The organism is Streptomyces sp. NPDC053755 (genome assembly GCF_040677675.1).
In the GTDB taxonomy this organism is placed as follows: Bacteria; Actinomycetota; Actinomycetes; order Streptomycetales; family Streptomycetaceae; genus Streptomyces.
The window spans coordinates 154,523-166,900 of sequence record NZ_JBFASK010000006.1; the positions used below are offsets into that span (position 1 = coordinate 154,523).

9 protein-coding genes are annotated in these 12,378 nt (G+C 72.5%); 4 read left to right on the plus strand and 5 right to left on the minus strand.

All coding sequences use genetic code 11. From position 1 onward, the window contains the following. Positions 1-44: 44 nt before the first annotated feature. Both AB0K65_RS09515 and AB0K65_RS09520 read left to right on the plus strand, forming a co-directional pair. Positions 45-2,027, plus strand: a complete 1,983-nt coding sequence (locus AB0K65_RS09515; RefSeq protein WP_365715194.1) for a TerD family protein — start codon at positions 45-47, stop codon at positions 2,025-2,027. A gap of 231 nt (positions 2,028-2,258) precedes the next feature. Then, complete coding sequence (locus AB0K65_RS09520) at positions 2,259-3,263, plus strand: TerC family protein (RefSeq protein WP_365715195.1); 1,005 nt, start codon at positions 2,259-2,261, stop codon at positions 3,261-3,263. A gap of 279 nt (positions 3,264-3,542) precedes the next feature. Here AB0K65_RS09520 and AB0K65_RS09525 read toward each other — a convergent pair whose 3' ends face one another. The 3 genes from AB0K65_RS09525 to AB0K65_RS09535 form a co-directional block, all read right to left on the minus strand. Continuing rightward, positions 3,543-4,823 carry an MFS transporter gene (locus AB0K65_RS09525; protein ID WP_365715251.1) on the minus strand — a complete coding sequence of 427 codons (1,281 nt, stop codon included), beginning with the start codon at positions 4,821-4,823 and terminating at the stop codon, positions 3,543-3,545. Positions 4,824-4,961: 138 nt separating this feature from the next. After that, positions 4,962-5,618, minus strand: a complete 657-nt coding sequence (locus tag AB0K65_RS09530) for an MBL fold metallo-hydrolase (RefSeq protein ID WP_365715196.1) — start codon at positions 5,616-5,618, stop codon at positions 4,962-4,964. 35 nt (positions 5,619-5,653) lie between these two features. Then, positions 5,654-6,343: a maleylpyruvate isomerase family mycothiol-dependent enzyme gene (locus tag AB0K65_RS09535; RefSeq protein WP_365715197.1), complete on the minus strand. Its 690-nt coding sequence runs from the start codon at positions 6,341-6,343 to the stop codon at positions 5,654-5,656. Positions 6,344-6,540: 197 nt separating this feature from the next. Here AB0K65_RS09535 and uvrA point away from each other — a divergent pair, with 197 nt between their 5' ends. Continuing rightward, a complete protein-coding gene (uvrA, locus tag AB0K65_RS09540) occupies positions 6,541-9,540 on the plus strand; it encodes an excinuclease ABC subunit UvrA (RefSeq protein WP_365715198.1) in 3,000 nt (999 codons plus the stop codon). Between the two features lie 134 nt (positions 9,541-9,674). On the opposite strand, the gene AB0K65_RS09545 is transcribed toward uvrA, so the two are convergent. Next, positions 9,675-10,574 carry a carbohydrate kinase gene (locus AB0K65_RS09545; protein WP_365715252.1) on the minus strand — a complete coding sequence of 300 codons (900 nt, stop codon included), beginning with the start codon at positions 10,572-10,574 and terminating at the stop codon, positions 9,675-9,677. Positions 10,575-10,745: 171 nt separating this feature from the next. Between AB0K65_RS09545 and AB0K65_RS09550 the strand changes: the two genes are divergently transcribed. Further along, a complete protein-coding gene (locus AB0K65_RS09550; RefSeq protein WP_365715199.1) occupies positions 10,746-11,171 on the plus strand; it encodes a Rieske (2Fe-2S) protein in 426 nt (141 codons plus the stop codon). Between the two features lie 55 nt (positions 11,172-11,226). On the opposite strand, the gene AB0K65_RS09555 is transcribed toward AB0K65_RS09550, so the two are convergent. Beyond that, positions 11,227-12,156, minus strand: coding sequence for a hypothetical protein (locus AB0K65_RS09555; protein WP_365715200.1), 930 nt, complete (start codon positions 12,154-12,156; stop codon positions 11,227-11,229). Positions 12,157-12,378 lie beyond the last annotated feature (222 nt).

The window sequence follows — 12,378 nt, forward strand, 5'->3', positions numbered from 1 at the left end:
CTCCCACATGATCCGCACGGAAAGATGCTGAGGGGACAGAGTCGATGACGGCCGAGCTGGTCCGCGGGCAGAACCACCCCCTGCCCCACACCCGACTGGAGATCCGGGTGTCGGCCGGGCATCCGGTCATCGCCGGAGCGACCCTCGGCGACGAACGCGGCAGGGTGGGCGGGGTCGAGTGGATCGCCCATCCGGGCTCGCCCTCGCTGCCCGGTATCGAGGTCTCCCAGCAGGCCGCCGCCGACCACCGCCTCGCCGTCGACCTGGAAGCGCTGCCGCACCCCGTGCACCGGGTCTCGGTCCTGCTGGCGCTGCCCGTCGGCGTCGGCGGGCCGTCCCGCTTCGGCGCCGTCGCGGCGCCCTTCGTCGCGGTCACCGGTCTCGACGGCGGCGAGATCGCCAGCTTCACCCTCACCGGCCTCGACCGGGAGTCCGCCGTCGTCGCCCTGGAGCTGTACCGCCGCCAGGACTCCTGGAAGGTCCGCGCCATCGGCCAGGGGTACGAAGGCGGCCTCGCGGCCATGCTCGGCGACCAGGGCGTGGAGCGGCCCGCCGAACTCGCCGCGTCGATCCTGGACGCCGTCTCCCGGGGCATGGCCCGATCGGTCTCCGCCCCGCCGCCGCGTGTCCCCGACGCCGAGCGAGTGCGGCACTCCTCGCCGGTGACGGCCTCCGACGCGGCCCCGACGCTGCCGGTGGCGCCCCCGCCGGCCACCACCGCCGCACCGGGAGCTCCCGGCACGCCGGTGCCGCCCGCGACGGCCACCGCGTCCGCGTCTCCCGACGCCTCCTCCGCCCCTCCCGGCGGCTCCTGCGGCCCCGCGACCGGCGGGGGCATCAGCTACGCCCATCCCCGGCGCCGGCCCGCGGCCCCGGAGCCGCGGCCCGCCCCGCCCGTTCCCGTCGCCGGGGACGCCACGGGCTGGTCCATGGAGGAGCGGCTCTACAACCAGGTGTGGGGCATGTTCGAGGACCTGGCCCGCGCCACCGCCGCCTACCGCAGCGCGTGCGACTTCGCCGAGTCCCGCCTCGACCAGGAGCTTGACCGGGCCCTGTCCGACCCGCGCAGCCGCATCGGCGGCGCAGGGGACGCCGCCCGTGAGGCGGCCCGCGCCCGGCACGACGAGCTGACCGCCCGCGCCCAGGAGGCCCTCGACCGCGATCTCGACCAGCTGTCGGCGGAGGCCGAGGTCGTCGAGCCGGCGCTGCCGGCCGCCTTCGCCCGCTGGGACAACCCCGTCTGGCACGCCTACCGCGTGCCCATGGAGGTGCCGATGGCCGTGCGCCTCGGCGACCTCCACCTCCCCGAGCGCACCGGTCTGCGGATCCCCATGCTGGTCCGCCTTCCGCTGGAACGCGGGCTGTGGGTGGACAGCGGACGCGGCCACTCCGAGGCCGCCAACCTGCTCGACGAGGCCGAGCTGCGCCGCCTCGCCATGGACACCGCCGTCGCCCACGCCGCCCGGCTCCTCGCCGTCTACCCCTCCGGCGAGTTCACCGTCCACGTCATCGACCCGGCCGGCTCGGGAGCCGCGTCCCTCGCCCCGCTGGTCGAGGCCGGCGTCCTCGCGGGCCCCCCGGCCGCCGGGGCCGCCGGCGTCGGCGCCGTCCTGGCCCGGCTCACCGAGCGGGTCGACCTGGTGCAGATGGCGGTCCGGGCCGGCGCCCCCGACGCGCTGCCGCCCGGCATGGACACCGCCGAGCAGCTGCTGATCGTCCACGACTTCCCCCACGGCTTCGACGACCGGGCGGTCACCCAGCTGCGCTACCTCGCCGACGAGGGCCCGGCCGTCGGCGTCCATCTCCTGATGGTCGCCGACCGCGAGGAGGCCTCGGCGTACGGCCCGGTCCTCGACCCGCTGTGGCGCTCGCTGCTGCGCATCACTCCGGTGGCCGACGACCACCTCGCCGATCCGTGGGTCGGCCACGCCTGGACGTACGAGCCGCCGAGCATCCCGCACGGCAGTCAGGTGCTCCGCACGGTCCTCGCCCAGGTCGCCGACGCCCGCCGCCAGTGGGGCCGCTGACCTGCCTCCTTGGGGTCTCTTTACCCTGCCCTTTACCTTCTCTTGGTCTTTCGGGTAGTCTTCATGGTGCGGAGGGGAGTACTCCCCATGTGCGGCGTTCCCGTCAATACGGACAGATCGTGAAGCGGTCTGATCCCGGGGCGTCGGCCCGGACCGTCCCGCACGGCCCGGGTGGAAGAGACCTCCGGCAGCGACGACGCTGATCAGTAGCCGTACGACGCCGGAGGCGCAGTGGACGTTTCGATGACTCTTTGGGTGCTGACCATTCTCGGTCTCACCGCACTGATCGGGATCGACTTCCTCATCGGGCGCAAGCCCCATGACGTGTCGGTCAAGGAAGCCGGAATCTGGACCATCGTCTGGATCATCCTGGCCGTGCTCTTCGGGCTCGGCCTGCTGGTCTTCGGCAACAGCCAGGCCGCGGGCGAGTTCTTCGCGGGCTTCATCACCGAGAAGTCGCTCAGCGTCGACAACCTCTTCGTCTTCGTGCTGATCATGGCGAAGTTCGCGGTGCCCTCCCACCTCCAGCAGCGCGTGCTGCTCGTGGGCGTGCTGATCGCCCTGGTGCTCCGCGCGATCTTCATCGCCGCCGGCGCCACGATCATCGCCAGCTTCTCCTGGGTCTTCTACATCTTCGGCGCGTTCCTGATCTACACCGCCTGGAAGCTCATCCAGGAGGCACGCGCCGACGAGGACGAGGACGAGTGGGAGGAGAACCGTCTCCTCAAGTCCGTCGAGAAGAGGTTCGGCGTCGCGGACAAGTACCACGGCACGAAGCTCTTCATCCGGGTCAACGGCAAGCGGGTGCTGACCCCGCTGATGATCGTCATGCTGGCCATCGGCACCACCGACATCCTCTTCGCCCTCGACTCGATCCCCGCGATCTTCGGCCTGACCCAGGACCCGTACATCGTCTTCACCGCCAACGCCTTCGCCCTGATGGGCCTGCGGCAGCTGTACTTCCTGATCGGCGGCCTGCTGAAGAAGCTGGTTCACCTCAGTTACGGCCTGTCGGTGATCCTCGGCTTCATCGGCGTGAAGCTGGTGCTGCACGCACTGCACGAATCCGGGGTGCACGTCCCCGAGATCTCCATCCCGTTCTCGCTCGCGGTCATCTGTGGCGTCCTGATCATCACCACGATCACCAGCCTGATCGCATCCAAGAAGCAGGCCCAGCGCGAGGCGGCCGAGGCGGCCGAGGCCGGCGAGGCCGAGAAGGACAGCGTCGAGGCCTGACCCTCCCCGGGGCAGGGCTCGACGAGCCCGGCAGGACCGGGCGGCAGCAGGAGACAGCACCGCGGCCGGCGCGGGCGGCACACCACCGCCCCCGCCGGCCGCGGCGCGTCCTGGCCCGGGCCCGACCGGTCCCCGGCGTGCAGGTGCTCCGGAACCCTCCCGCCGGACACTCCTCGGCCGTGTCCGGGATGTCTCGCCCGGGCTGCGACGCGCTGTACGCGGGCACCGGACGCCGCAGCCCCGCCTGCGGGCGGACACCGACGCCTCCCGGGCCGCTCCCTAGACCGGCACCTTCCTCGGAGCCTCCTCACGCCCGGCCGGCAGCGTCTCGGGCAGCAGGGCGAAACAGCCCAGGCTCACCAGCGCCACCACCGTCAGATAGGCCGCCACGCCCCACGGCGCGCCCGGACCGGTCGAGACGGCCGTGGCCACGATCGGTGTCAGCGCCCCGCCGAGGACGCCGGCGAGGTTGTAGCCGACCGCGGCGCCCGTGCACCGCACCCTCGGCTCGTACAGTTCCGGGAGGTACGCGGCGATCACCGCGAACATGGTGATGAACGCCAGCAGCGCACCGGTGAAGCCGAGGAACATCAGCACCGGCCGGGCGGTGTGCAGCAGGGCCACCATCGGGAACATCCAGACCGCCGAGGCCGCGCACCCCAGCAGGCACAGGGGCCGCCGGCCGTGGCGGTCGCCGAGGACGGCCACGAACGGCGTCACCACGCCGCTGATCGCCACCGCCCCCATGACACAGACCAGCATCACCGTGCGGTCGATCCCCAGGCGCTCGGTGCCGTAGGCGAGGGCCCAGGTGGACACCGTGTAGAACACGGCGTACCCGACGGCGAGCGCGCCCGCGGTCAGGAGCACCAGGCGCCAGTGGTCACGCGCCACCTCCGCCAGGGGAGCGGTCGCCCGCCTCCCCGCCGCGCTCAGCTCCTCGAACTGGGGGGTCTCGGCCAGCGAGGAGCGCAGCAGGAGACCGCCCGCCGCGAGCAGCCCGGCCGCCCAGAACGGCACCCGCCAGCCCCACTCGCGGAACTGCGCGTCGGTCAGCCCGGCGGAGAGGGCCAGCATCACGCCGTTGGCCAGCAGGAAGCCCACCGGGGGACCGATCTGGGGAAAGCTGGCCCACAGCGCCCGCCGCCGCTCCGGCGCGTGCTCGGCGGTCAGCAGCACCGCTCCGCCCCATTCGCCGCCCAGGCCGAGCCCCTGCAGGAAGCGCAGGACGAGCAGGAGGAGGGGGGCGGTGATGCCGAGGGTCGCGTACGTGGGGACGCAGCCGACGGCGACCGTGGCGCAGCCGGTCAGCACCAGGGAGGCGAACATGACCGGGCGCCGCCCGTAGCGGTCGCCGATGTGGCCGAAGATCGCGGAGCCCAGCGGCCGGGCGACGAAACCCACGGCGAAGGTGCCGAAGGCGGCCAGGGTCCCGGCGAGAGGGGAGAACGTCGGGAAGAAGAGCGGTCCGAGGACGAGCGCGGCGGCCGTTCCGTAGACGAAGAAGTCGAAGAACTCGATGGCCGTGCCGACGAGGGACGCGGCGGCGAGCCGCGCCATGGAGGGTGCGGAGGGCGGACGCGGGGAGTGACTGTCGTGCATGCCGCGCCAACTACCCGGCGCCCGAGTGGGTTACGGGGGCGCGCGGAAGCGCGTGGCAGGAGGCCGTGCGCCGTCCTCGCGGCCCCGGGGCGGCCGCTACCAGCCGCGCTCGCGCCACACCTCGAGATGCGGCCGCTCGTCGCCGAGCGTGGTGTCCCTGCCGTGGCCGGGGTAGACCCAGGTCTCGTCGGGCAGCGCGTCGAAGAGCTTGGTCCGCACGTCGTGGAAGAGGCTGGCGAAGGCCTCCGGGTCCTTCCAGGTGTTGCCCACACCGCCGGGGAAGAGGCAGTCACCGGTGAAGACGTGCGGATGGCCGTGCGGGTCGTCGTAGACGAGGGCGATCGAGCCGGGGGTGTGCCCGACGAGGTGCCGGGCGGTCAGCTCGACCCGCCCGACCCGGATCGAGTCCCCGTCCTCGACCCGCACGTCGGTGGGGACGGGGATGCCGTCGGCGTCGTACGCCCCGGCGTACGTCCGGGCGCCGGTCGCGGCGACCACGGCGGCCAGGGCCTGCCAGTGGTCTCCGTGCTGGTGGGTGGTGACGACGGAGGCGATGCCGTCGTCACCGATCAGCGTCAGCAGCGTCGCGGCGTCGTTGGCCGCGTCGATCAGCAGCTGCTCGCCGGTGGCCCGGCAGCGCAGCAGATAGGCGTTGTTGTCCATGGGGCCGACGGCGACCTTGGAGATCATCAGGTCCGTCAGCTCGTGCACGTCCGCCGGGCCGCCGACCTTCACCGCTCCGCTGTACGTCATGGGTGCAGCCTATCGCCGGGCACCGACGGCGGGGGTCACAAGGGGGGCAGTTGCGGCAGCGGTCCGCCCTCGGCCTTCAGTGCCGAGCCGTCCCGGCGTCCGGCGAGCCAGCCGAGCAGTTCGGGAGCGGGCCCCGACACGGTCACCGGTCCGCCCTGGGCGCCGCCGCCGGTGGACCACTCCCGGCCGCCCTCGTCCCGGACGGTGGTCGCCGGCACGTCGCCGTGGCCCGCGAACCGCTCCGTGAGGAAGTCGATCTCCCGCTGGACGAACTCCTCCGGCAGGTCCTCCAGCTCGTAGCCGACCCCGAGGTCGACGTGGTGCAGGGCGACCTCCACCCAGCGGCGGAAGGGGATCCGCGCGGCGCTGTCGGTGACGCCGTTACGGAGCTCCACGGTCCGGTCCCAGTCGGCGGGCTCGTTCCCCACCGCGTCGAAGCGCTCGGCGCTCGCGCGGACGTCGGCGAGCTGGTCGGCGAGGGGACGGCCGGCGTCGCGCGCGATGTCGGCGTCGCGGGCCTCGGCGGACACGTACATGGGCCGGCCCCGGAGAACGTTCACCAGCGCGTCGGCGTTGCGGGCGAGGTGGGCGAGGACGTGGCCACGGCTCCAGCCGGGAAGCCGTGACGGCTGGGCCACCGCCGCGTTGTCCCATGAGGCGGCCGCGGTGAGGAGTCGGTCGGTCGCCTGGCGTACAGAGGCCAGGTCACGTGTGTGGTCGATCATGGCGCCGACCCTAGCGCCGCCACTCGTTCGGGTGAAGCGGTCGGAGCGCGGCCGGAAATCGAATGTGCGTGCTATAGGCTCGGTGGAAGCATCCGGCATCCTTGGTTGTTGGGTATGCAGGCACATTCAGGCACATCGGACATCCTGTGACCCTTCCTTCCTGTGCCTCCGCTCTCTCAAGAAAGGTGCGGACCGGCGTGGCCGACCGTCTCATCGTTCGTGGCGCTCGCGAGCACAACCTCAAGAACGTCTCGCTCGACCTCCCGCGTGACTCCCTCATCGTCTTCACCGGGCTCTCCGGGTCGGGCAAGTCCTCCCTCGCGTTCGACACGATCTTCGCCGAGGGCCAGCGCCGGTACGTCGAGTCCCTCTCGTCGTACGCCCGGCAGTTCCTCGGCCAGATGGACAAGCCGGACGTCGACTTCATCGAGGGTCTCTCGCCCGCCGTCTCCATCGACCAGAAGTCGACCTCGCGCAACCCGCGCTCCACGGTCGGCACCATCACCGAGGTCTACGACTACCTCCGGCTCCTCTTCGCGCGCATCGGCAAGCCGCACTGTCCCGAGTGCCGCCGGCCGATCTCGCGGCAGTCGCCGCAGGCCATCGTCGACCGGGTCCTCGAGCTGCCCGAGGGCAGCCGCTTCCAGGTCCTCTCGCCCCTCGTCCGGGAGCGCAAGGGAGAGTTCGTCGACCTCTTCGCCGACCTCCAGACCAAGGGCTACAGCCGGGCGCGGGTCGACGGCGTGACCGTGCAGCTGAGCGAGCCGCCGACGCTGAAGAAACAGGAGAAGCACACGATCGAGGTCGTCGTCGACCGCCTCACCGTCAAGGACGGCGCCAAGCGGCGGCTCACCGACTCCGTCGAGACGGCGCTCGGACTCTCCGGCGGCATGGTCGTGCTCGACTTCGTCGACCTCCCCGAGGACGACCCCGAGCGCGAGCGGATGTTCTCGGAGCACCTCTACTGCCCGTACGACGACCTGTCCTTCGAGGAGCTGGAGCCGCGCTCCTTCTCCTTCAACTCGCCCTTCGGCGCCTGCCCCGACTGCACCGGCATCGGCACCCGCATGGAGGTCGACCCCGAGCTGATCGTCCCGGACCCGGACAAGTCCCTCGACGAGGGAGCCATCCATCCCTGGTCCCACGGCCACACCAAGGAGTACTTCGGCCGGCTGATCGGCGGCCTCTCCCAGGCGCTCGGCTTCCGGACGGACATCCCGTACGCCGGTCTCCCGCAGCGGGCCAAGAAGGCCCTGATGCACGGCCACAAGACCCAGGTCGAGGTCCGCTACCGCAACCGGTACGGACGGGAGCGGGCGTACACCACCCCCGCCTTCGAGGGCGCCGTCTCCTTCGTCAAGCGGCGGCACAGCGAGGCCGAGAGCGACTCCAGCCGGGAGCGCTTCGAGGGCTACATGCGCGAGGTTCCCTGCCCCACCTGTGAGGGCACCCGACTCAAGCCGATCGTCCTCGCGGTGACGGTCATGGACCGGTCCATCGCCGAGGTCTCCGCGATGTCGATCAGCGACTGCGCCGACTTCCTGGGCCGCCTCACGCTCAACGCCCGCGACAAGAAGATCGCCGAGCGGGTCCTGAAGGAGGTCAACGAACGGCTGCGCTTCCTGGTCGACGTCGGCCTGGACTACCTCTCCCTCAACCGCGCGGCCGGCACGCTCTCCGGTGGCGAGGCCCAGCGCATCCGGCTCGCCACCCAGATCGGCTCGGGCCTGGTCGGCGTGCTGTACGTCCTCGACGAGCCGTCGATCGGACTGCACCAGCGCGACAACCACCGGCTCATCGAGACCCTGGTCCGGCTGCGGGACATGGGCAACACGCTCATCGTGGTCGAGCACGACGAGGACACGATCAAGGTCGCCGACTGGGTCGTCGACATCGGCCCGGGTGCCGGCGAGCACGGCGGCAAGGTCGTGCACTCGGGACCCCTCGCCGAGCTGCTCGCCAACGAGGAGTCGATGACCGGGCAGTACCTCTCGGGCCGCAGGGCCATCGGGACGCCGGACATCCGCCGCCCCGTGGACCCCTCGCGCCGGCTCACCGTGCACGGCGCCCGCGAGAACAACCTCCAGGACATCGACGTCTCCTTCCCCCTGGGCGTCCTCACGGCCGTCACCGGCGTCTCCGGATCCGGCAAGTCGACCCTGGTCAACGACATCCTCTACACCCACCTGGCGCGCGAGCTGAACGGCGCCAAGTCGGTCCCCGGGCGCCACACCCGCGTCGACGGGGACGACCTGGTCGACAAGGTGGTCCACGTCGACCAGTCGCCGATCGGCCGCACCCCGCGGTCCAACCCGGCGACCTACACCGGCGTCTTCGACCACGTCCGCAGGCTCTTCGCCGAGACGATGGAGGCCAAGGTCCGCGGCTATCTGCCCGGCAGGTTCTCCTTCAACGTCAAGGGCGGCCGCTGCGAGAACTGCTCCGGCGACGGCACGATCAAGATCGAGATGAACTTCCTCCCGGACGTCTACGTCCCGTGCGAGGTCTGCCACGGCGCCCGGTACAACCGGGAGACCCTGGAGGTCCACTACAAGGGCAAGTCCATCGCCGAGGTCCTGGACATGCCGATCGAGGAGGCGCTGGACTTCTTCGAGGCCGTCCCGACGATCGCCCGCCACCTGCGCACGCTCAACGAGGTGGGCCTCGGCTACGTCCGCCTCGGACAGTCGGCGCCGACGCTCTCCGGTGGTGAGGCCCAGCGCGTCAAGCTCGCCTCCGAGCTCCAGAAGCGCTCGACCGGCCGCACGGTCTACGTCCTGGACGAGCCGACGACCGGTCTGCACTTCGAGGACATCTCGAAGCTGATCAAGGTCCTCTCGGGTCTCGTCGACAAGGGCAACTCCGTGATCGTCATCGAGCACAACCTCGATGTCATCAAGACCGCGGACTGGGTCGTCGACATGGGCCCCGAGGGCGGCAGCGGCGGCGGTCTGGTCGTCGCCGAGGGCACGCCGGAGGAGGTCGCGTCGGTTCCCGCGAGCCACACCGGCAAGTTCCTCCGCGAGATCCTCGGCGCGGACCGGATCAGTGACGCGACCGTTCCGGCGGCCCGGAGCGGGTCCGGGAGGAAGACGGCCGCGAAGAAGTCCACGGCCAAGGCGCCCGCCAGGAAGACGGCCGCACCGGCGAAGAAGGCCGCCGCCAAGAAGACGGCGAGCCGCGCCCGCAAGGCGTGAGCCCGAGGTCGTGACGTGCGGCGCCGGCGACGGGCCGTGACCAGTGGCGGCCTGCACGACGGGCCGTGACGAGCGGACGTGTGGAGCGGCGGGGGCGCTGGGGCCGTGACGCGGGTTTCCCCCGCGTCACGGCCTCAGCCGAGTTCGTACGCGTACGGAGGCTCCGCTCCGGCGCGCGTGCAGGTCAGGGCCGCCGCCCTCGCCGCGTACGCCAGAAGGCCGCTCCATCCGACGGCGTCCAGCGAGGCGACCTGCCGGCCGGCCAGGCCGTGCAGGAGCGCCGCGTTCACCGTGTCGCCCGCACCGATCGTGTCCACGACACCCGTCCGGACCGCCGGCACCGACACCTCGAACGACGGAGTGAAGACCGTCATCCCCTCCCCGCCGCGGGTGAGGACCACGGCCGACGGACCCCGCGCGAGCCACTCGGCCGGGGTGCCGCCCAGCCAGGACGCGTCCTCCTCGGAGAGCTTCAGCAGGCGGACGTACGGCAGCCAGCCCGCGAAGCGCTCGCGGTAGGCCGCCCTGTCCGGGATGAGCCCGGGCCGGATGTTCGGGTCGAGGAGCGTGAGAGCCCCGCGGCGCGACTCGCGCCGCAGCAGCGCCTCGTACGCGCTCGCACCCGGCTCCAGAGCCAGCGAACAGGTGCCGAACGCGACGGCGCGCACGCCCTCCGGAAGGCGGTCGGGGAGGGCGAAGAGCCGGTCGGCCGTGCCCTCGACGTAGAAGCCGTAGCGGGCGGAGCCGTCCGCGCCCAGCGTGGCGACCGCCAGGGTCGTCGGCTCGGGCCCCCGCTGGACGAGCGCGTCCGAGACCCCCGCCGTCCGCAGCCCGTCCATCAGGGCCTCGCCGAAGGCGTCCGTGGAGACCCGTGAGCAGAAGGCCACGTCCGCGCCGAGCCGGCCCAGCGCCACGGCGGTGTTGTACGGGCCGCCGCCGGGCCTCGGTACCAGGGGCGCCAGCGGCGATGGCGGGGTGGCGGCGGCCCCGTCCGGGACCAGGTCGATCAGGGATTCACCGGCGACGACGATCACGCCGTGAACGTAACCCATGCCCCGCGGACGGCACAGCCCCCGGCCGCGCGGCAGCGAGGTCCGGGCGGACCGCCGCCCGCCTTCGGCCCCTGGCCCCCGCGAGGCCCCCCGGAGGCACGCCGGTATCGTCGGTTCGGTCACGTCCTGCCCCGATCCGACCGTGGAGCGCTCATGCCCGGCCAGTCCGCCCGCCGCACCGTACTGAAGGGCGCCGCCCTGGCCGGCGCCGCCGGGCTGGGGGTCACCGCCTGCTCCACCGAGTCCAAGCTCGGCCACGCCGAGGTCCCGACCCCGACCGCGCCGGTCGTCCTGGGCGCCCCGGACGAGGTGCCCGTCGGCGGGGCGAAGCTCTACCGCGAGCAGCGGGTGCTGGTGAGCTGCCCGGCCGAGGGCCGGTACAAGGCGTTCAGCGCCCAGTGCACCCACGCCGGCTGCGTCCTGGACAAGATCGAGGACAACGAGGGCAACTGCCCCTGCCACGGCAGCCGCTTCGACGTCACCACCGGCAAGGCGCTCCAGGGCCCGGCGACCGTCCCGCTCCCCGCGGTCCCCGTCCGGGTCGAGAACGGCAAGCTCGTCGCGGGCCCGGAGGCCTGAGCCCGGGCGACCGGGACGGCCTCGCCGGGGCCCTGTGCCCGCCGGCGCGTGCCCCTCACACCCAGTCCCAGTCGATGCCGAGGATCCCCGGCCGTACCCCCTGCTCCACCAGGTGCACGGTGCGATGGCGCCCGCTCAGCGTGAGCGGCGAGCGCCCACCGCGCGGTGCGCCGGCCGACGCCTGGGTGAAGCGCCGGCAGCGCACGGGCAGCGCCGCCTCGTCGAACCCGACCTGGAGCACGTACTGCCCGCCCGCGAACGAGAACCCCCGGACGTACTCCCCGCTCGGCCCCGCCGTCCCGTCCTCGAAGCCGTACCCGAAGAGGTAGGTGTCCCCGGCCCGCAGCCGCGTGTCGAACAGCAGCTCGGCGACCAGCACCCCCGCCTCGCGGTGCCACCGGACCCGCCCCGCCCTGCAGTTCTCCACGGCGCGCACCTCCACCCGCGAGGGGTCACAGCCCGGATCCCCGTGATGGATGGCCAGATAGCGGTCGACGCCGTCCCGGTGCGCCCGCACCACGTGCTGCGACGCGCGTCCCAGCAACTGCCGCTCCGCCCCGATGCGGACCCGCTCCTGGTGACCGACGGTGTGCAGGCCGCCGTCCACCGGCGACTCGAGTCCGGCGAGCAGCTCCTCGACGGCGCCCGACGCCTCCACCAGTGAGCGGTACGAACGGGCCGCCGGCCGGTCCACGGCACCGCGCGCCGCCGCGTCTCCCGTCAGCAGGCGGATGAGCGAGTCGCCCGGCAGCTGGAGCACCTCCTCGAGGGCGCGGACCGCCTTCATCGACTCCGGCCGCTGCGGCCTGCGGGCGCCCTGCTGCCAGTAACTGAGACTGGTCACCCCGACCTTGATCCCCCGGTGGGCGAGATGGTGCTGGACGCGCTGGAGCGGCAGCCCGCGCACCGCGAGCGCCGTGCGCAGCGCCAGGTGGAACGGTCCGGTGTGCAGCAACTGCACCAGATCGGCCTCGGTGTGCCCCATGGGGACTCCTCAGTGAACGTTCACGCCGGGACGGCGGGCCGCCGTGCCGCCGATGACGGGACCGCAGGTGGCACATGGGCACCTGTTCACACCCGGGTCGCACCGTTCACAGGCCGCCGTCACCCCGCATTGAAGCGCGTTGACCGGCTCCCGACAACGCTCGATGCTCCTCACCAGCGTCCGGACGCGCTCCTCCACCCCCCACACCCCCACATCCCCACA

What these genes read in the sequence shown, in the direction of transcription:
- AB0K65_RS09515 (WP_365715194.1), top strand. Translation starts at nt 45, where the DNA reads ATGACGGCCGAGCTGGTCCGCGGGCAGAACCACCCCCTGCCCCACACC.
- AB0K65_RS09525 (WP_365715251.1), bottom strand. Translation starts at nt 4,823, where the DNA reads ATGGCGCGGCTCGCCGCCGCGTCCCTCGTCGGCACGGCCATCGAGTTC.
- AB0K65_RS09530 (WP_365715196.1), bottom strand. Translation starts at nt 5,618, where the DNA reads ATGACGTACAGCGGAGCGGTGAAGGTCGGCGGCCCGGCGGACGTGCAC.
- AB0K65_RS09535 (WP_365715197.1), bottom strand. Translation starts at nt 6,343, where the DNA reads ATGATCGACCACACACGTGACCTGGCCTCTGTACGCCAGGCGACCGAC.
- AB0K65_RS09550 (WP_365715199.1), top strand. Translation starts at nt 10,746, where the DNA reads ATGCCCGGCCAGTCCGCCCGCCGCACCGTACTGAAGGGCGCCGCCCTG.
- AB0K65_RS09555 (WP_365715200.1), bottom strand. Translation starts at nt 12,156, where the DNA reads ATGGGGCACACCGAGGCCGATCTGGTGCAGTTGCTGCACACCGGACCG.